The organism is Flavobacterium sp. 245, from assembly GCF_004362055.1.
Taxonomy (GTDB): Bacteria; Bacteroidota; Bacteroidia; order Flavobacteriales; family Flavobacteriaceae; genus Flavobacterium.
Genome location: NZ_SNXB01000003.1, coordinates 202211 through 221847, shown reverse-complemented (window position 1 = coordinate 221847; position 19637 = coordinate 202211). Strand labels below are relative to the sequence as shown.

Sequence of the window (19637 nt, the reverse complement as noted above, 5' to 3'; positions counted from 1 at the left end):
ATTACGCCATTTCGAGTTCTTTATATGTTTTCCAATCTGTGTAGCCGTGATTTCCCAAGCCATAATGTAAACTTCTGTTTGGCGGTGTCAATTCCCAATTGTTTTCTAAACGTTCAACCAAGTCTGGATTTGAGATAAAAGGTTCGCCAAAACCTGCAATATCAATAATACCTTCGTTAATAAGTGTTTCAGATTTTTCTCTGTCCATACTTCCTGCCAAAATTATAACACCATCATACCAAGATCGGAAACGTTCAAGAAATCCATCTGGCAGCGCGTGGCTTCCCTTTGACTGCTGATCCATTAAATGTAAATAGGCAAGATTTCGTTTCGAAAGTTCTTTTGCCAGATATTGATAAGTGGCTTCGATTTCATCATAGTGTGGTAAATCGCCTAAACCGCCGTACGGTGTAAGTCTGATAGCAGTTTTTTCAGGACCAACAGCTTCAATAACAGCATCAACAGCTTCTAATAAAAAGCGAGATCTGTTTTCAATACTGCCACCATACTCATCAGAACGATTATTCACAAACGGATTTAAAAATTGTTCGATCAAATAGCCATTAGCTCCATGAAGTTCAACCCCGTCAAAATCGGCATTGATGGCATTTTTAGCAGCATTTGTAAAGTCTTTTACAATTTGTTTAACTTCTGAGGTTAAAAGCGCTCTTGGTTTAGAAGAAATCACTGGGCCTTCTTTTCCATTTTCATCATAACCCCAAGCAAAAGAACTTGTTGCTTGAATATCTGAAGGACCAACTGGAGCAATACCACCCGGCTGATTTGATGTGTGCGAAACTCGGCCAACGTGCCATAATTGAGTAAATATGGTACTTCCTTTTTCGTGTACTGCTTTAGTAACTTTTTTCCAACCTTCAATTTGTTCTTGTGTATATAAACCAGGAATATAAAGTACACCTTTTGCAGTGTCAGAAATTGCTGTTCCTTCGGTAATAATTAATCCGGCTCCGGCGCGCTGTGCATAATATGCTGCATTGTCATTATTCGGAATTCCGTCAGCATTTCTTGCTCTTGTCATTGGAGCCATTGAAATGCGGTTTTTTAGTTTTAAGGAACCTAAAGAAACAGGTTCAAAAATATTTGTTTTCATTATTTTATAAGTTGCGTTTTGTTTGATAACGGAAACTGAATTGGAGTTTCCGTTATCTATTTTTAGAATAATTATTTTTTAGCCAGCCAGCTTTCTACCGCTCTTGAAAAATCAGCAACATCAATTGGATGTCTGCTTGTAATAATGTTGGCATCCACTACTACAGGCTGGTCAGAAACGATGCCACCTGCATTTTTAAGATCAATTTGAATGTTCCAATATCCTGTAAGTTTTCGGCCTTTAAGAATGTCTGCAGAAGCTAAGACCACTGGAGCGTGACAAATAGCCGCAATTAGTTTACCTGATTTATTGAAATCCTGAATGAATTTGATAATATCTTTGTCGTAGCGAAGATTATCTGGATTCCATGCACCTCCGGGAATAAATACAGCATCATAGTCGCTTACTTTTATTTGGTCAGCAGTACGGTCAAATTTAATCCACCCAACAGGCTGTAAATATTGAATTGCCATTATATGCGTTTTTGCCATTTCGGGAGTACTTAAGCCATATCTTGCTGGTGCTGGATTAAATTTTGGAGCAATAATATCAACCTGAGCGCCAAGTTCTCTAAAATACCAAACCGGACCAGTTAATTCAATTTCCTCAAAACCATCTGCAGCAAGTACAGCGATTTTTTTACCTTTTAATACGGTTTTGTCTTTTACAGGAGTAAAAAAGAAATCTCTCAAAGCCTCATTTCCTGGTGCGTTTAGCAACTGAGAAACCGGCATAACAGACACATGTGAAGGGGTTGCTAATTGATTCATTACACTCAGTTCATGATTCATCTGAGCATCTGCACTTAATGCTGTGCCAACTAAACCTGCTGCGATAACTTGTTTTAAATTTTTCATAATTTCTAATTTTTAAAATATTTATAATTGTTTTTTTCGAATGAAATTCTTTGGATTATTCTCTTGTTAGTGGTGCAAATTCAATTAGATTATGCAATCCATTTTGAAAAGGCGGATTTTTTATGCTTGTTTCTAAATATTCGATTACCGGTTTAATTGGAGGGAAATTGAGATGATACTGAAAAGCTTCGTTGCTTCTAAACTTTTCATAGGTTACAAATTGTGTGTCATTGCCTTCAATTTCAGAAAGTTGATAAGTCACAACTCCTGGTTCACTACGAAACTGCGGCATTGCAATATGATAGGTATCTTTAAAGTTTTGTTGTGTTCCTTTTTTAGCATCAACAAACAACATGATCACAAGCTGATTGTCCTCTTTTTTAGAAGTTTTTCTCCATTGCTCTTTAGTTAATGGTTCAAGATCCTTTACATAATACGTTTTAGCAGACTTTAAAAGCGATTTTCCGGCCAATGTTTGTGCTAATTTCGCTTCTTCTTTTTTACTGAATTTTTCTAATTCTTTTTTGTTGTTCCATCTTTCAATCAGCCATAAAATAGTTGGTTTTTTTTCTTCGTAAAAAGCTTCGGCCATGATATTTTCTTTTGAAGCGATTGCATTTGCTACGTAATCTGAAAGTATTTTTTGAAATTGAGTCACTTCTCCTTCTTTTACTTCATACATCGTCATTTTTGAAACCGTTTCGTTCAAAGTTTTTGTCTTTACAGGTATTGAATTTTGAGCTTTAACGGTGGCTGTTATAAGTAAAAGCACATTTATCGAGGCAATAATTTTTTTGTTAATGGATTTAAAAGCAGTTGTTTTCATGATTCTTATTTTTTTAATTATTTGAATGTTTTCAGTTAAATAAATTTTTGAGCGAAATAATAAGCTTTACATCTGAGACAAATTTCCGTCAAGTTTAAAACCTGAGGGTTGACCAAACTCACTTTAAAAGTGTGATTTGAATCACACTTTTAAAAAGGCTTTATAAATGGATTCGATTAATCTTATTTAAAAGCGCTTACGTGGTTGATTATGGGGCAAAGTTAGATTTGGAACAGCTTTAAAATCATTGACTTTGGTTAAGAATGATTTTAGTTGCAGAAATAAAGGCATAAAAAAAGCGCGATAAAAATCACGCTTGAGGTTTTGTTAATCTCGGCTAGTATTAGAGTATAGACGGCTTAAGGTTTCCCGGCTAACACCTAGATATTCGGCTATATATTTTTTTGGAATTTTTTGCATAATATTCGGATACAGATTTGCAAATTCTTCATATCGTTTCTTCGGATTATTTGAAAGAAGTGAAATAATTCGTCTTTGTTGCGCTGCATAACCGCTGGTCAATTTCATTCTGAAGAAATGTTCCATTTTATGAAACTCCGAAGCTAATTGCTCCCGAGCAGAAAGTGAAAGCGATAATATTGCAGCATCTTCCATACAAATGATATTTATGTTAGAGTCTGTCTGATTAAAAAAAGCATTGTAATCTGACAGCCACCAATTTTCTAATGCAAATTGCAGAATATGTTCTTTTCCGTCTTTATCGATATAAAAGGCGCGAAAAATACCTTTTATAATCCAATATTCTGAAGTAACCTTATCGCCATCTTGAAGAAGATATTGATGTTTTTTTACTTTTTTCTCTTTGAAGAATGTTTTAATGTATTCAAATTCTTCATCTGTTAATGGCGTAATCGCTTCAATATGTTTTTTTAGTTCTTCCATATGAAGTAAATTTAGCTAAACTTTTTATATTCATCAAATCAGTTTTAATCAACAATAGTTGATGATGATTTAATTTTTATGTCAGCAAACTTCCAGGAATTATCAAAAGCAGTTTTAATTTTCAACGCTTCGGTTGCTTTTTTCTGATGCTGTAAAGCATTATAAAGACCAATTAGAGCCCAACCGTTTTTTGGCAACGTTTCTAAATCTTCGAGATAAATTTTTTCAGCTTCTTTGTACTTTCCAGATTTGATTAATACAGCTCCTAAATAATGTCTTACGGAGAAAAACCAATCTGGCGGTTCGTTGTAATTTAAACGATCTTCAATTTCCACAGCTTTATTTAAGAGTATAATGGCCTTGCCTAGATTATTTTTTTTTGATTCAATTCCGGCAGAAAGTACATTTGATGCAATTTGAACAAGATCGAACGTACTGTTGATATTCCAAATGGTGAGATCCTTTAAAGTTTTATTTTTTGCCAATTCATTCAGCGAGGCAAGTTCTTTTTCAGCATTTTTCAACTCATTTTTTCCAAGAAATGCTATGCCTCTTGCGTAATGCCAAATCGCATTTGGATAAACAAGATCTTCGTCAGGTTTTGGAAGCGCCATAACATTTTCCCACATCGAGAATTTTACAGCGATATAATAAGGAATAGTATAATAATGCTGCAGCGTGCCCCAGCCGGGTTCGCGCATAATTTGAGTTGAAATATGTTCTTGAAGTTTTTGTGCCGATTTCCAAGCTAATTTTGAATTCCCTTCCAATGCTGCCGTTGCCGTTAAAAAATGATAATTATGTGGATAATAGGCTAGAGGATAAGCGCCCTGCGCATGGCACACTGTTGTATAAAGACTGTCAATTTTTATGGCTTCAATGTTTGAAAGAGAACCTTGATGATAATCGCCTGTGCGAATGTAAATATGCGATGGCATATGAACTAAATGCCCAGATCCCGGAACCAAAGTTTCTAATAATTTTGCACTTTTCAGCGCATTTTCAGGATGTGCTGACGCTTCTTCAGCATGCACTAAAAAATGATGTGCGCCAGGATGTTTTGGATTTTTTTTAATTAATTCGTTTAAAACGCTTAATATCTGTGGGGTCCATTTTTTTGGTTTTTCAGTGTCTTTTTCATACAAATCCCACGGATGAAGATTCATAAGTGATTCGGCATAAAGCGCACCAATATCAGGATCTGATGAAAAATTGATGTACACTTTTTTCATAGCTGCAGCATAAGCACTATCTAAGGGTTTTCGGTCAGTAGGTGGTTTTGCCGCATATCGAACTGTTAAGGCGTCAATCAATGCAACTTCTTTTGGAGTGCAGTTCACCGAAAGTTTTTTTGCTTTTTGTGCTGCATCATAGGCTCTTTGAAAATTATCCTCTTCCATTCCGCCGTTATAATTAGGACCTAAAACATAAGCAAAGCCCCAATACGCCATAGCACAATCAGGATCTAAACGGGTAGCTTCGTAAAATGATCTTGCTGCTTCGGCATGATTAAAGCCATACGCCAACATCATTCCTTGATTAAAGTATTCTTGAACCTCTTGATTTTTAGTTGAAATTTTAAAATTGACCCCATCAAGACCTTTAAATTTTGGTGCTTTTTTATTTTCTGTGTACCAATCTTTATCTGTTGTTTTAGGCATATAACATCCTTGATTGGCGCTAACTTTTACAGATTCAGTTGCTGCATTTTTATTTTTATTGCAGGCAAAAAGAAGAAAAACAGCAATGAATAAGTAATTATATTTCATCTCAAAAAAATATTTGCAGTTATATAATCCGTGTAAAAGCTTGGGGAATAAAACTCGGTTCAATAATTTATCAAATTGAAGATGAGTCTCTTAAGTAAAATTATAAAAAAAAGAGATATGTTTTTCTAAATAATTGCTTTTCAGTGTTTTGTGTTTTTTTTTAATTTATAAAAACTAGATTGCAACAAAAAAAGGTTTATACTTTTCAGCATAAACCTTTTACTATCGGTATAAAATGATTTCTTAATTAGTTCCCGCAGCAACTTTATCAACCAAAAATAATAATTCACCAGAAACTGGTTTAATCAATTGCATTGGATATAATGTTGGATTGCATGCTCCAGTTGTAACTTCTTTCAAAGCGTTAATTTTCTTCTCGCCAAAAGCCACAACAACAATCTTTTCTGCCTTGTTGATTAATGGCGCAGTAAGCGTAATACGGTGCATTTTTTGAGGCGCTAAGTAATAAGCGTCAACCCATTTGTTTTGTTCTTCTAAAACCGCTTCACCAGGGAAAAGAGAAGCCGTGTGTCCGTCATCTCCCATACCTAATAAAATAAGGTCAAATTTGCCTTCTTCACCCAAAACAGTTTTAATAGATTTCTCATATTCAACTGCATAATCTTCTGGTGTAACACCATCTTTATACATTTCGAATATATTTTCCTGCGGAATAGGAACGTGGCTTAATAAAGTGCTGTACGACATTTTTGCATTACTCAAATCATCATTAAGAGGCACCCATCTTTCGTCACCCCAAAATATGAAAACTTTGCTCCAGTCTATTTTAGTTTTGTAAACATCAGAAGCTAATAATTTGTAAATCCCTGCAGGCGAAGAACCTCCGGTAAGCACAGCAGTAAATTTGCCTTTTTCGGCAATTGCTTTCTGCGCTGCTTCAACAAATATATTGGTGGCAGCAATATTAATTTCTTCTGTATTATTATAAATCTGTATCATCTAAAACTTCTTGTTTTGTTTGTGTATTCGGAATCCATTTGTGCCCTTGGCGCGCTAACAATTCATCGGCTTCTTCTGGGCCCCAGCTTCCTGCTTTGTAATTTGGAAAATTGGTTGGAGCTGTCGTTTTCCACACTTGCTGAATGGTATCAATTGCGTCCCACGCTTGTTCTACCTGATCCCAACGCATAAACAACGTAGGATCTCCAGCCAAAGCGTCAGCAATTAATGTTTCGTAAGCTTCTGGCGACATTGTTGAACAGGCAAAATAATCAAAAATCATTTCGGCTGGTCGTAATGAAAGTGAAAGCCCCGGTTTTTTGGTCATAAACTGCAGTTTAATATCCATTGCAGGCTGAATGTTGATAATCAGTCTGTTTGGTGTCATTCCTTCTTTTCCATAAGAAAATGAGGAATGCGGTACTGGCTTAAACTGAATAATAATTGAAGACTGTTTTTCCTCCATTCTTTTTCCGGTACGCAAGTAGAACGGGATTCCCTGCCATCTCCAGTTGTCCAGATATATTTTCATTGCCACATACGTTTCGGTGTTAGAATCTGGCGCAATTCCTTTATCTTGGCGATATCCAGGAACCGGAGTTCCTTTTATTTCACCTGCATCATATTGACCTCTAACAATATAATGATCTACTTCATCGGGTTTAATACGACGAATTGATTTTAAAACATCGGCTTTACGGTTTCGAATATCATCAGCATTTAATGATGCAGGCGCTTCCATTGCCGTCATGCATAATATCTGAAGCAAATGATTCTGAATCATATCTTTCAGAGCACCAACGCCTTCATAAAAACCGCCGCGTTCTTCAACACCAACTTCTTCGGCTACTGTAATTTGGACAAAATCAATAAAGTTACGGCTCCATAAAGGTTCAAACATCGAATTCCCAAAACGGAAAGCAAGAATATTTTGCACCGTTTCTTTACCTAAATAATGATCGATTCTGTAAATCTGTTCTTCTTTAAAAGTCTGCGAAAGCATTTCATTTAATGCAATCGCCGAAGTTTTATCGTAACCAAAAGGCTTTTCAATAATAATGCGGTCTTGTTTAGGATTCGCTGCAAGTCCGATTTTTTTGATATTGTTCGAAATCGTCGTAATAAAAGAAGGCGTAATCGAAAGATAGAAAAGACGATTGGCACGTTCTCCAAAAGCCAGATCAAAACCGTTGATCTTTTCATTTAAACCCAGATACGATTCTTCTTTATCAATATCAAGACTATGATACGTTATGTGTGAAAGAAATTTTTGTGTTGCTGGATCAGTAATCTCCTTTTTTCTTGAAAAGATATTTAGATTTTCTGCTACATAACTGCGAAAATCTTCATCTGTTTTTTCTGCTCGTCCAAGAGCAATAATCTGAAACTTTTCAGACATACGTCCATCAAGATACAGATTTTGAAATGCGGGAAAGAGCTTTCTCTTTGCCAGATCTCCGGTTCCTCCAAAAATTACAATAATTGTTGGATTTATATTTTTGATTTTACTCATTGTGTGTAGTTGTGTTGCTTATAAATTTTTTATTCAGACCATTGTGTATGGAACACACCAGCGGTATCTGTACGTTCGTAAGTATGTGCTCCGAAAAAGTCACGCTGTGCCTGAATTAGGTTTGTTGGAAGATTTTCAGATCGGTATGCATCAAAATAAGCCAATGAATTCATAAGTCCAGAAATTGGCAATCCCTTTTGAACAGCGAATTGAACCACAGTTCTCATTCCTGCTTGGTTCTCAGTTAATTTTGAAGCAATTCCAGCATCTAAAAGCAAGTTTGGCAAATCTGATTTTGCAACAAATGCTTTTCTGAAATCTTCTAAAATAGTAGCACGAATAATACAGCCACCACGCCAAATTTTGGCAACAGTTTCAAGATTTAATCCGTAATTGTATTCTTTTGATGCGGTATGAAGCTGTGCTAAACCTTGTGCATAAGTCACAACCATAGAAAAGTATAAAGCTGATTTTAATGCAGCAATGGCTTCACTTGTATTTACATCAGTTTTATCTGCGTTCCAAACTAGTTTTTTAGCAGCTTCAATTCTTTCTGGTTTGGTTTTAGACATATCACGCATGTTAACCGCGGCGTCAATCGTTGGTACCGGAACTTGTAAATCCATTGCATTTTGCGAAGTCCATTTTCCTGTGCCTTTTGATTTTGCCCAATCAGAAATTTTATTGATTAAAAGACTTCCGTCTGCATCTTCTTGTTTAAGGATTTTTCCAGTGATTTCAACTAAATACGACTTAAGATCATGCGTTTGGTTCCATTCTTCAAAAGTTTTTTGAATCGCAGTATCATCAAGATTATAACCTCTTTTCATTAAGTCATAAATCTCAGATATCAATTGCATGATTCCGTATTCAATTCCGTTGTGGACCATTTTTACGTAGTTTCCAGCAGATCCGTTTCCAAGATATTCTACGCAAGGTTCACCGTCAACTTTTGCCGCAATCGCTTCAAAAATAGGACGAAGTCTTTCGTATGCTTTTTGATCACCACCCGGCATCATAGCAGGACCGAAACGAGCTCCTTTTTCACCGCCAGAAATTCCCATTCCGAAAAAATGAATTCCTTTTTCAGACAATTCTAAAAATCTTCTGTCAGTATCAGTAAAATAAGTGTTTCCGCCGTCAATGATAATATCTCCTTTATCTAAATGAGGAAGCAAGCTTGCAATTGCGCTGTCAACCGGTTTCCCGGCAGGAACTAATAGCATAATCGCTCTTGGTTGCTGAATAAGTTCAACAAAATGTTTTACATCTGTTGTTGCTTCAATGGTTTGGTCTGCATCTGCTTCTTGTTGAAGAGAGTTGACTTTTTCAGTGTCTAAGTCTAAACCTGCTGCCGCAAAGTTATGGCTGGCGATATTTAAAAGTAGGTTGCGGCCCATTACACCGAGTCCTACAATTCCAAAATCAAATTTGCTCATAGTTTTCAATTAACTAAATTATTAGAAGAATGTTTTTGCAGCAAAAAGTAGGAGAAAGTTTGGTAATTCTTTTTCATTCAATGTTTTGCAGCAAAACAAAGTTTATTTTAATCTTACATTTTAAAATATAGACTGCTAAGTTAGAGAAAAATGCTGAAAGATTAGGGGTAAAATAGTTCACTTTTAGGGTTTATTGTGATACTTTTTAAGTGTGGGATTTATACTTATTTTTAGATTTGGAGTTTATCTAAGTATATTTTATTTATATGGTTTTGTTTTTTTTGTAATTGATTTTTGAGTGGCAAACAGATGTTATTTTGCTTTTATGTAATTACTAAAATAGTATTGAAATTAGTGATAGTTTGTAATTGACGAATTTCGTTTGAAGTTTTGGGAATTTTAGATGATTGCGATCTGGAGATGCCACAAAGTAAGAGACATTTGCGCAGCGCTTTTAATTGTATGTTTAGGAGAGCGAGGGTAATTATTATTTAATTTCCAACTGTACATTGAATTTACCATAGTAAGGATTATCAGCCATTAAGGAATGTCCAATTACCAAAATATAAGTTCCTTTTTGTTTGAGCGGCATTTTCAAATCCATTCCAAAAGGACCATCTGAAGTTTTATCGGGAAAAAGAATTTGATTGAAACGAATATTTCCTTTTCCTGTTGCGGGAAGAATTTCGGCTTTTAATTCGCTCAGATTTTCATTTTTAAATTTGATATATACTTTTGAATTTAGAGAATCTAAACTTCCGTCAGCGATAAATATATTTTTTTCATTTTTAAAATTCATAAAAATAGTATCACCTATTTGTTTGTTCTCTTCCTTCTTTTTCTCTTTAACAATAGGAGTTGCAGGTGTAATAGAAATTGTATTGTCTTTCTTTTGCTGACAAGAAAAAAGGAAGATGGAAAGTAGTAGAAGTGTAAACAAATTTTTCATAACGATATTTTTTTAGCTGATCATTTCAAAACTTCCAGGTTTTTCTTCATTTTGATTATATTCTCCTGCAAAATTTTCATGTGAATCTTCTTCTTCCCAGTCATTTTCATCGTACTCTGAAACGAAGTCATATTCAAGATCATCCTCCAGTTCGCCTAGTTCTAGATTATAGTGATTGGAAGCTTTTAGTCTATTTGCAAAATCATCTTCAAAAGTATCATTATAATTTAATAATAATTGCTCTTCATATGAATTCATTTCGCTTGAAAATTCTCCGAACATGTAATTTTCTTGTCTCATATTAATCAGTTTAAAATAATTTATTAATGACATCTAAATATTTAATTAGATTATCTTAAAAGTACTGTATCAGAGCATTGATTGTTTTACATGATTTTGTTATAGTATTGTCGAATTTTCATTTCATATAAGAATTAAGAATTTTTATTTTCGATTCTATAAAAGAAAAAGGCAGGAAAACATATTGTTTTCCTGCCTTTTTGTGGAGTCGCCGAGATTTCAGTCGAAAAGCTAATTCCCATATTAATGTTTATTGATAGGCTAGGTAAAAAGCCCTAAAGCCCTTGTTTATAATAGGTTTTTCTTGTATTTGTATTTTTTTTTAAATCAGTATTTTTTCCTTTTTTGAAATTGTTTTTCAAAAAAGTTTACTTTTTTTATTTAAAATTTTACAAAATGATTAATTCAAAGGTGTTCGACAGTTGAACACCTTTTTCTTTGTCATTTCTAATTATGTAATTTTGAAATTGAACATTTATTATTTAAGTGCATCGTAGTACAAGTCTAGTGTATCAATTTTGATTCTTAATGATACTTAAGTTATATTTCAATATCTATGAGATATTGTCTTTAATTATTTAAGTGTATCATATTTATAAGTCTAGTGTATCAATCTTGATTCGTAATGCAGTACTTAACTCATATTCTCATATCTACCAAATATTGTATTATATTATTTAAGTGCATCATATTATAAGTCTAGTGTGTCAAACTTGACTCTTAATGCATTACTTAACTCATATTCTCTATATCTACCAGCTATTGTCTATTAGTATTTAAGTGCATCAAATTATAAGTCTAGTGTATCAATCTTAATTCGTAATGAATTACTTAACTCATACTCTCTATATCTATCAGATCCTGTTTTTTTTATTAGATCTCTAGATGCTAATAATAAGATATCTCTTTGTATAGTAGGTCTAGAACTGTTAAAATGTACGATTAGATCTTTTAAAGCTAAAGTTTTATGATTGTATAATATTCTTAATATACTTTTTAACCTCACCTTTACTGCATCATTTACTGCATTATTTACTGCATCATTTACTGCATCATTTATTATAGCATTTACTGCATTATTTACTGCATCATCTAGTTTGACATTATTAGTATTTAATAATTTGTCTTTACTAATAGGACCATAGAAAGTTAAGCTAACTTCATTTTTTTTACTTGACCACTTTGGCTCCTTTAGATTTAAAGCTATGCACTCTTCTAAAATTTTTACAGTACCTCGACCAAGTTTATCTATATAACCCATTAAGAATGTGATATGCGCAATGTCAGGATTTACAGGAAAAGATCTGTGATTTTTTCTTAAATCCGCAACCTTTAATTCTTCAGGAAGCTTTCCACTATTAATTATAACTATTGAATCTTGATAAGACGATATTGTCAGATGACTATTATATAAGCTGTAATCTCGATGAATTAGAGCATTAACCATGCCTTCTTGTAAAGCCTTTTCAGGATATTTAAAATCAAGTCTTCTCCATTCATTACTCAAAAATAAACTTCGAATCCCCATGTTCTGGACATATGTTTCTAATTTATTTCTAATTTCAAATAAATTACCTTCCAAAATCTCATCTCTGAGAAGAGACTTGTCTGTTTTGCCTTCTGCGTACTCGGTTATTCGTACACGTGTCTGTGGTAAATATTTGGCTGGATTTTTAGCAAACAATACCACACACGCATTTGTAAAAGATCCATTATTAAACAGACCATAGTGACTTAAAAATTCAAGACTATCATTACCTTTATAACTACTTCTTTGGTTACTTTGCGACTCATTCATTACTGTATGAATCAGTTCATGATCGAAATCTTCCCAGTCCAATCCAAAAGAAATTTGTCTCTCCCAATGAAGCTCATTTTTTTGACGGCCATGAATTAAACTAGAAATTTCTTGGGAAGTAGCTTTTTGAGTTTGATTTCCTTTTCTAAAATAAATATTCCCCTCATATATATAAGGTTGTTTAGTTCCTTCCCAGACCTTAAATAGTAAAAAAGTTTTGCTATCAAATTTTTCAATAAATAATTCTATTGGACTTTCAGGAATTATCTTGTTTACAAGATAATTACGTATCGCATCTTCTTTTAAATCTGAAGGAACTCCGATTAAATTTTGAAAAGTATCAACTCCTACAACTAAGTTTCCACCTTTATTGTTTAACAAACTACAAAGTATAGAAGATATTTTATCTAAATCTACTTTTTCTAAAAAGGCCAGCACATCACTTTCTCCCTTTTGAATTAAACTATTAAAATTACTGTTCTCCATTTTGTAAAGCTTCTAAATCTCGTTTGAATCGTTCATAATCCTCGAATTGTGTTGAAACAAATGGTGCTCCATCTAATTCATATTTAAAGAATGGCTGAGCCCATAATCTCTTTTCTATCGGCTGACCATCTCCGATGGCAAGATTGTACATTTCTACAACTTCTAAACTGTCTAGTACTGTTGTTTTTTTTGTCAATGCAAAACCAGTTCTTCTATTTAAATCATCATACATAAATTGTTTAAGTAATGTTTTCAAGAATGGAATGTTTGAATGAGCTAAGAAACCTCGTGGTTTATTTAGGTCAATTGCTCGTTGAAATTCCTTATGAGTAATTCCAGAGCCATAATGTGGAAAAATAATACCAAAGAAAAAATCACATTCTTCAACAGCAGCTAAGCAAGAATATTCGGGTGATTTTCCTGGAATATTGTAAATTGTTCCTAGATGAGAGCATAATACCTTATAACCGTAGCCTTCAAGTGTTGCACATATAGCTTCTATAATATGCTGATTTCCATAAACGGTTGATGATAACATTACTTTTAAAGCAGTTTCTTGAGCCATTACTTTTTGTAATTTTTTTTAAATAGCTATTTAGTTATATGTGAGTGAAATTTAATTGGATGCTTTTACTAAGTTTACAAATATAAGATAGTAAATTAGATTTTTTACCACTTTTTAGATGAACAATTTTACAGAATTTATGAACTTAAATCTTATGGATGTTTGCTTAATATTAGATTTTTTTTTAAACTTATACTAAACAATAGTAATAGAAATACTAAATATTCACTTCTATAAATATCGTTCAATTAATTTGTAATTGTCTTCATTTAAAATATATTCACTAACTGATTCTTTAAATTGAATTTCTGTAGCGTCAATTTTGAAAATATGTTTCTTTAATTCATCCATTTCGTCAAAAGTAAAACCGTATTTCAACATCCAAATTTCAGTATCGTCATTAGTACCATATTTTATATAATTACTCAAAATAATTCCTCTTTGATCCATAGTTTTTTGAAAATAAAGAATAAAAACACTAGAAACGGGATCTCTTATTGATAGTGATAAAACTTTGTCAATATAATCATAAGTATCATACACAACTTTATCGAAATCAATATTTTCTAAGTGAGTGTTGCTAGAAAAGAGAGGAACACCTCTTCTAAAATTTATATCCGGCAAAGTGTTAGCAATACATGAATATCTAACTTTTTTTTCATTTAGGAATTTTCTATATTCCTTCAATGTGATCTCTTTTTTTAGAAGTAGACTTCTGGTTTTTCTTCTAAAGTCTTTTTCTGAAAGAAATGCATACCTAAGGGAAATTATTTCTGCAAATGATTTTCCTTGAATTAACCAAAGTAAAACTGGAATAGATGTACTTAGCACGTTTTTTTCACCAAGTGTCAAATCTTGTCTTCTTAAGTGTACCTTATAAATATTTTCAAATGATTTTTTTATTTTTTTTCTTTTAGAGTCTTTTAGATGATAATACTCTTTAACAGTTAATGGTTTGTCCTCTTCATTCAAAAAGTTATTCAAAATAAAGTTAATATCTTCGTCAATATTTGAATTATTTATTCTATCAATTTGTGTTTCTGTTAAATGTAACTCGGTGTTAAATGTGTCATTTTTAATTGCATCCACAATATCTGCAAAGTCTTCATTATTACTATTAGATTCTATATCAAGTTCCGAAATTTCTGAAAGTGAAGACTCTTTATTTAATCTTGAAATAAAAAGTTTTTTATTCTTTTTTTCAACTACTACATAACCGTAATCGAAGTAATTGTTTTCGAGAGTAGTTCTGCCAGCTCTACCTATCAAATTTTTTAAATTTAATGTTTTTTGATCTTCATTACCGTTAAATGTGAAGTTATTGATCCATACCAGATCAAAAGGCATATTTATTCCTTGTATTAAAGTAGAAGTGGAAAAGCAAATTTTTGCATGCTTGTTATTTACAAAATCCTCTATTATTAGTCTTGCTTTTAATGGTATTGAGCCATGATGTATTACAATTCCTCTTCTCATTAAAAATATTAATAGAGACTTTTTTTCATTGTCATTTTTTGTACCAAAAAACTCTTCTAACTTGTTAATGTAATCTATAGCTTCAGGGTTTTCAATTTCTTCACATAGATCTACATATTCTGCATAAGTATCCATGAAACTGCCATCGTAGATTTTTGATTTCGATATAAAAATTAAAGCCGTTCCATTATTTTGGATAATTTCTTTAATAATATTTCCATCAACAATTTTTCCTTCAATCTTATCATCAAAAGGCGAAAAATATTTAAAATTATTATTAAAATGCTCTATATATATTTTTCCAACGGTCTTTTGGTTATAGGTTTCAGAATCAGCATCGTTAACAATATTATGTTTTATAAACTGTGCTTCAGGATTTATTATAAATGGATGAGTGAAAACCTTCTTAACATTATTTAATTTTTTATCAATTCTTCTCACGAAAGAATCAAACTTCATTCCTCGAATTCCTTCTTCTGAAAGTTGTGCTTCATCTAGTAAGATTAATTCAATATTTAATTTATCTAGATTTTTAAATAGCTCTTCGCCTCTTTCTGGGGTAATTATAAAAATTCGATTCTTTGTTTTTTTTGTGTTTACTATCTCAATGAAAGCTAAAACAAGAGTTTCTTTTGATACAAGCTTCTTAACTTTGATTAAATATTCTGAAAGTAGCGCTCTGGATGGAATAACGATAATAATATCGCCTTTTGATTCTTTAATTATCTCTTGAAACAAAAACGATTTTCCTGCACTCGTGGGAGCAGAAAAAGAAAAGTTAGTAAATTTTTTTATCGAGTTATAAGCATCTGCTTGTACAGGACTGAAATTATGACCAGTATCTTCTAAAATTGCTTGTGCATACGAATTGTATATTGCTTCAAAAAAAGAGTTAGGTTCATCTGTTTTGTAAAACAATCCCATTAGAAACATCAGTTTTGATTCATACTTTTTGAAAGAAACTGGGTGAAGTTTTTTGTAGTAAGAAAGTGTCTCTAAATGACTTTGATTAACTGGTCCATATTTATGAAAGTCATATAGTATTTCATCAATAATTTCCACATTCAATTGTTCATGAAAAAAGTTGTCACTTAACATATCTCCACAGCAATTAAATAAAGTTCTTTATGTTTTATCACTTCCTTCATGGCCTCAGATTCTAACGCATTATTAAAAATTTTTAAGACATTGTTTCCGTTAAACGAAAAAGCAGCTGTGTAGCCCTTATGTCCTTTACCAATGTGAGTAATTGTGTCATTTTCTAAAAATGGTTTTAGCCATAATAATTCAGCATGATCTCTATCATCTATAAAGTCCCTGATTTGATTTAGAGCTTTCGCTCTTGGAGTGGTATTCATGCTGAATTTAGCTTCTCCAAAAATCAAGTATTTATTTGAACTAATTGAATGAAAATCAAAACCTGGATTGCCAGATATCTTTTCTTTTAGTAATTCTGCGAGGGGAATTTTAGTATGACTAAATTTCAATTCCAAGGCGTGCTGTGCTGAATAAGAAACAATATATTCTCCTATGTCAACGGTAAGATGCGTTGTTACTTTAGCTATAATGTCATTTACAATCTTATCAATTGTCTTTTTTGCGTTGGCCTTAAATGCAAGTTGTGATAATTCATCAAGTGAATTAATCCAGCTTGTGTCGGTTATGTTTTTTTGCAATTCTTCAATAATTGGCTTATAATCACTAATCTGTATATGCATGCAGTTAATTTCACAACTGCAAACTGACGAGAGGTTTGTATAATCTGCTTTATCAATTACGTCTATTTTCATACTTTAGTAAGTTGATGCTAATTTATAGATCTTTTGAAAGTAATATATACGGATTTCCGTAATCGAACAAAAATCGGCTTTTAATGTTATAAATTGCTCAGTATAAATATCTGAATTTTAAGAATATTTTTAAAATTGATTTGAGAAATATCAAATTTGGTGTTGTTAAAACAAAAAAAAGTAAAAATCAAAATCTAGAAAATCTTCAAAAAAGATTGAAGACAAAATAAAGAAAGAGAAGCAGCATGCTGCTATAATTGATTTGTTTGTTAGAATTATCAGTGCTCGAACTTTGAAATAGTTCTGTGAAAAAATGAAACTAATTCAAAAGATAAGATGTAATAATTAAAGACTTAAATGATGTATGATGAAAAAAGCTGCTTAGTTGAATACCTTTATAACTTGTTGTCTAGTAGTTGATTAAGGTGTTCGATTCCCGCAGACTCATTTTTTGTTTTTAATATTTTCGATAATTTAAAAAACAATATTTGTTAAAATATTAAGAATTGGAGCGGTTGAAAGATGTAAAAATGAATTTTTTTGAGAATTAAATAAAAAAGGAAGGTGTTCGACACCTTCCTTTTTGTGGAGTCGCCGGTTCTTGAACTTTTTGTGTTTGTTTTTAACTTAAAATTATTTTTTGTAGTTTAATTAGCTGATATACAGATTAATTTTTATATTTGTTGTTGCAATATGTTACAATAGATTACATAAAAATTAGCACCTAAAATGGCACCTATGTGTTTTTTGTATAAAAAATGACACCTAATCTGGCACCTATTTTTGTTCTTAGATTCCACAACATGAAATACACTTTTAAACTAAAAGAACCCAATTCGGAAAAAGAAACATTAATTTTCTTTACTTGTTTTTTTAAAGAAGAGGGAAAGAAATTCGTTTACTCAACCGGAGAAACTATATTACCAAAACATTGGGATAAGGAAAATAAGTTTCCATTTGTTTCCGGCAGCAAAAGAGCAAAGACATCTGAAACACTCAAGCAACAATTAAATCGCTACTCGGATTTACTTATTGAGACCGATAGCCTTTATAAAAGGATTAAAGAAACTTTGACATCAGCAGCTTTAAAAAAAGTATTTGATGAGGAATTTAAAAGAACAGTTTCCGGAAAGAATGTTTTTTTTGATGCTTATGATGAGTTTATAGCAGAAAAGAAAAAGGGGCAAGTGTGGTCGAAAGCTACAATTATGAGATACGATAACATTAAAAATATTCTCAAAAACTTTGAGAAGGTAAAGAAATACAAGCTTACCTACAGTCGAATAGATAAAACGTTTCATAATGAGTTTACTTCATATTGTATGGATGATTTAAAGCATATAAATAATACGTATGCAAGAAATTTGTCATTGTTTAAAACCTTTATGTACTGGTCGTTGGAGAAGAAATATACATTTAATAATGCATTTGTTGGTTTTAAAAAAGTGCCAAAGGTTATTACTAATCAAATTGCATTGACTATCGAGGATCTAAATAAGTTGATGCAGCACGAATTTAAAACTGAGAGTTTGGAGCGAGTGAGAGATGTTTTTGTATTCGCGTGTGTTACGGGTATGCGTTTTGGGGAACTGTCATTAATAACAAAAAGTAATGTTTCGGAAATATCTATTATGCTTAAAGAGGATAAAGATGAAACAAAAGAAGCGAGAGAAATTCCGTTAACAAGTTTGTCAAGGTATATTTTGTTGAAGTACGATTACAAATTACCCTTGATTGCAAATCAAAAGCAAAACAAGTACATTAAAGATTGTTTTCAAGAATTGGAATATACCCATATGGTGCAAAAAGTTACCACCAAAGGGAAGGAAAACATTAAAGAGGATATGTTTTTTTATGACAGGATCAGCACCCACACTGCACGCCGTACATTTATTACCATGATGAAAAGACAGGGCAAAAGCGATAAGCTTATTGCTTCAATAACTGGACATAATGATATGAAAACGTTGAATCAATACTATCAGGTTAATGATGATGAGAAAAAAGAAGCAATGGATGAAGTTTTTAGTGTAGAAATTCCTCTAAAGAAAATAATTTAAGCTAAACCTAGGTTTACAAAAATAAAATTCTAAATATTACAAAAAGTAAAAAAATAAGTAGCAAATGGATTTGGAAATCGTATACTCATATAAAGAATATCAACAAAAATATCTTGACTTTTTAAATGGTTTTTGTTCAGAATACGAAGAAAGTGAGCCAATTGATTTCATTAATATTGAAATTGAGAAATATAAAATCGTATCCCGTATTATAAACTTTTCAGCGGAAGTTGCTTTTAGTCCATTCTTTAAGTTGTCTCCCTCAATAGATTTAAAAGTTTTTTCTGTCTCGCAGGAAATGTATGATTTTATTTTTGCAATTGAGAATACCAATTATTACTACAAAATGTACAAAGACATTATTGAGTCTACGAATGAATACGCATCAGCGCAAGAAATAGAAAGAAAAATAATTCAAATAAGAATGATTTTTCCTAAAATAATTTCATTTTTAGAAACAAAAAAAAATGAGCTTATACAACTCGAAACTGAAAAAATCAAAATAGAAAAGCTATCAGTAAAACAAATCGCTTTGAAGCTAGTCTATGAAGGAGTGGTTGTAAGTAAGGAAAACGCAAACGAAATTATTCAAAAATATGGATATACTTCTGGACATAATCTTTATCAGGAGTATAATAAAGTTTGGAGTAGTAAAAAAAGAATAACAGACCCAAACGAAACATTAAAAGTATTACAAAATAAGATTGATCTTTTTGAGTCAGTTGCTGAAATTGTAAGCCCGGAATTAAAAGAAAAAGTAGAAGACGAGATAAAACTATTAAAAAATTACGTACCTAAATACTAGGTACTTATAAAATAGTAACCGGTTATAACC

General features: G+C 32.1%; 16 protein-coding genes. 2 read left to right on the top strand and 14 right to left on the bottom strand.

The window, feature by feature from the left end; all coding sequences use genetic code 11:
- Position 1: 1 nt before the first annotated feature.
- From EV145_RS07050 to EV145_RS06985, 14 genes are all read right to left on the bottom strand, one after another.
- A complete protein-coding gene (locus EV145_RS07050; RefSeq protein ID WP_133524513.1) occupies positions 2-1111 on the bottom strand; it encodes an alkene reductase in 1110 nt (369 codons plus the stop codon).
- A 71-nt stretch (positions 1112-1182) separates the two neighbouring features.
- Positions 1183-1968 (bottom strand): DJ-1/PfpI/YhbO family deglycase/protease, encoded by a 786-nt coding sequence (locus EV145_RS07045; protein ID WP_133524512.1) that lies wholly within the window; start codon positions 1966-1968, stop codon positions 1183-1185.
- Positions 1969-2023: 55 nt separating this feature from the next.
- A complete protein-coding gene (locus EV145_RS07040) occupies positions 2024-2794 on the bottom strand; it encodes a putative quinol monooxygenase (RefSeq protein WP_133524511.1) in 771 nt (256 codons plus the stop codon).
- A gap of 327 nt (positions 2795-3121) precedes the next feature.
- Positions 3122-3697, bottom strand: coding sequence for a Crp/Fnr family transcriptional regulator (locus tag EV145_RS07035; RefSeq protein WP_133524510.1), 576 nt, complete (start codon positions 3695-3697; stop codon positions 3122-3124).
- Between the two features lie 44 nt (positions 3698-3741).
- The gene (locus EV145_RS07030) at positions 3742-5466 is read right to left on the bottom strand and encodes a tetratricopeptide repeat protein (RefSeq protein ID WP_133524509.1); all 1725 of its coding nucleotides are present in this window, start codon (positions 5464-5466) and stop codon (positions 3742-3744) included.
- A 243-nt stretch (positions 5467-5709) separates the two neighbouring features.
- Positions 5710-6426, bottom strand: coding sequence for a 6-phosphogluconolactonase (pgl, locus tag EV145_RS07025; protein ID WP_133524508.1), 717 nt, complete (start codon positions 6424-6426; stop codon positions 5710-5712).
- Complete coding sequence (zwf, locus tag EV145_RS07020; RefSeq protein ID WP_133524507.1) at positions 6410-7939, bottom strand: glucose-6-phosphate dehydrogenase; 1530 nt, start codon at positions 7937-7939, stop codon at positions 6410-6412. Before zwf ends, pgl begins: the two co-directional genes overlap by 17 nt.
- 29 nt (positions 7940-7968) lie before the next feature.
- Entirely contained in the window at positions 7969-9378 is a 1410-nt protein-coding gene (gene gndA, locus EV145_RS07015) for an NADP-dependent phosphogluconate dehydrogenase (RefSeq protein ID WP_133524506.1), read from the bottom strand.
- A gap of 487 nt (positions 9379-9865) precedes the next feature.
- A complete protein-coding gene (locus EV145_RS07010; RefSeq protein ID WP_133524505.1) occupies positions 9866-10327 on the bottom strand; it encodes a hypothetical protein in 462 nt (153 codons plus the stop codon).
- 12 nt (positions 10328-10339) lie between these two features.
- Complete coding sequence (locus tag EV145_RS07005; protein ID WP_133524504.1) at positions 10340-10627, bottom strand: hypothetical protein; 288 nt, start codon at positions 10625-10627, stop codon at positions 10340-10342.
- A 790-nt stretch (positions 10628-11417) separates the two neighbouring features.
- Positions 11418-12911, bottom strand: a complete 1494-nt coding sequence (locus tag EV145_RS07000) for an ATP-binding protein (protein ID WP_133524503.1) — start codon at positions 12909-12911, stop codon at positions 11418-11420.
- Positions 12898-13476, bottom strand: coding sequence for a DUF4062 domain-containing protein (locus EV145_RS06995; protein ID WP_133524502.1), 579 nt, complete (start codon positions 13474-13476; stop codon positions 12898-12900). The genes EV145_RS07000 and EV145_RS06995 overlap by 14 nt, the downstream gene beginning before the upstream one ends.
- Before the next feature lie 231 nt (positions 13477-13707).
- Positions 13708-16014, bottom strand: a complete 2307-nt coding sequence (locus EV145_RS06990) for a DEAD/DEAH box helicase (protein WP_243739214.1) — start codon at positions 16012-16014, stop codon at positions 13708-13710.
- A gap of 29 nt (positions 16015-16043) precedes the next feature.
- Positions 16044-16742 carry a hypothetical protein gene (locus tag EV145_RS06985; protein WP_133524500.1) on the bottom strand — a complete coding sequence of 233 codons (699 nt, stop codon included), beginning with the start codon at positions 16740-16742 and terminating at the stop codon, positions 16044-16046.
- 803 nt (positions 16743-17545) lie between these two features.
- Here EV145_RS06985 and EV145_RS06980 point away from each other — a divergent pair.
- Together EV145_RS06980 and EV145_RS06975 are read left to right on the top strand one after the other, a co-directional pair.
- Positions 17546-18802 (top strand): tyrosine-type recombinase/integrase, encoded by a 1257-nt coding sequence (locus EV145_RS06980; protein ID WP_133524836.1) that lies wholly within the window; start codon positions 17546-17548, stop codon positions 18800-18802.
- Between the two features lie 64 nt (positions 18803-18866).
- Complete coding sequence (locus EV145_RS06975; protein ID WP_133524499.1) at positions 18867-19607, top strand: hypothetical protein; 741 nt, start codon at positions 18867-18869, stop codon at positions 19605-19607.
- The last annotated feature ends 30 nt before the right edge of the window (positions 19608-19637 follow it).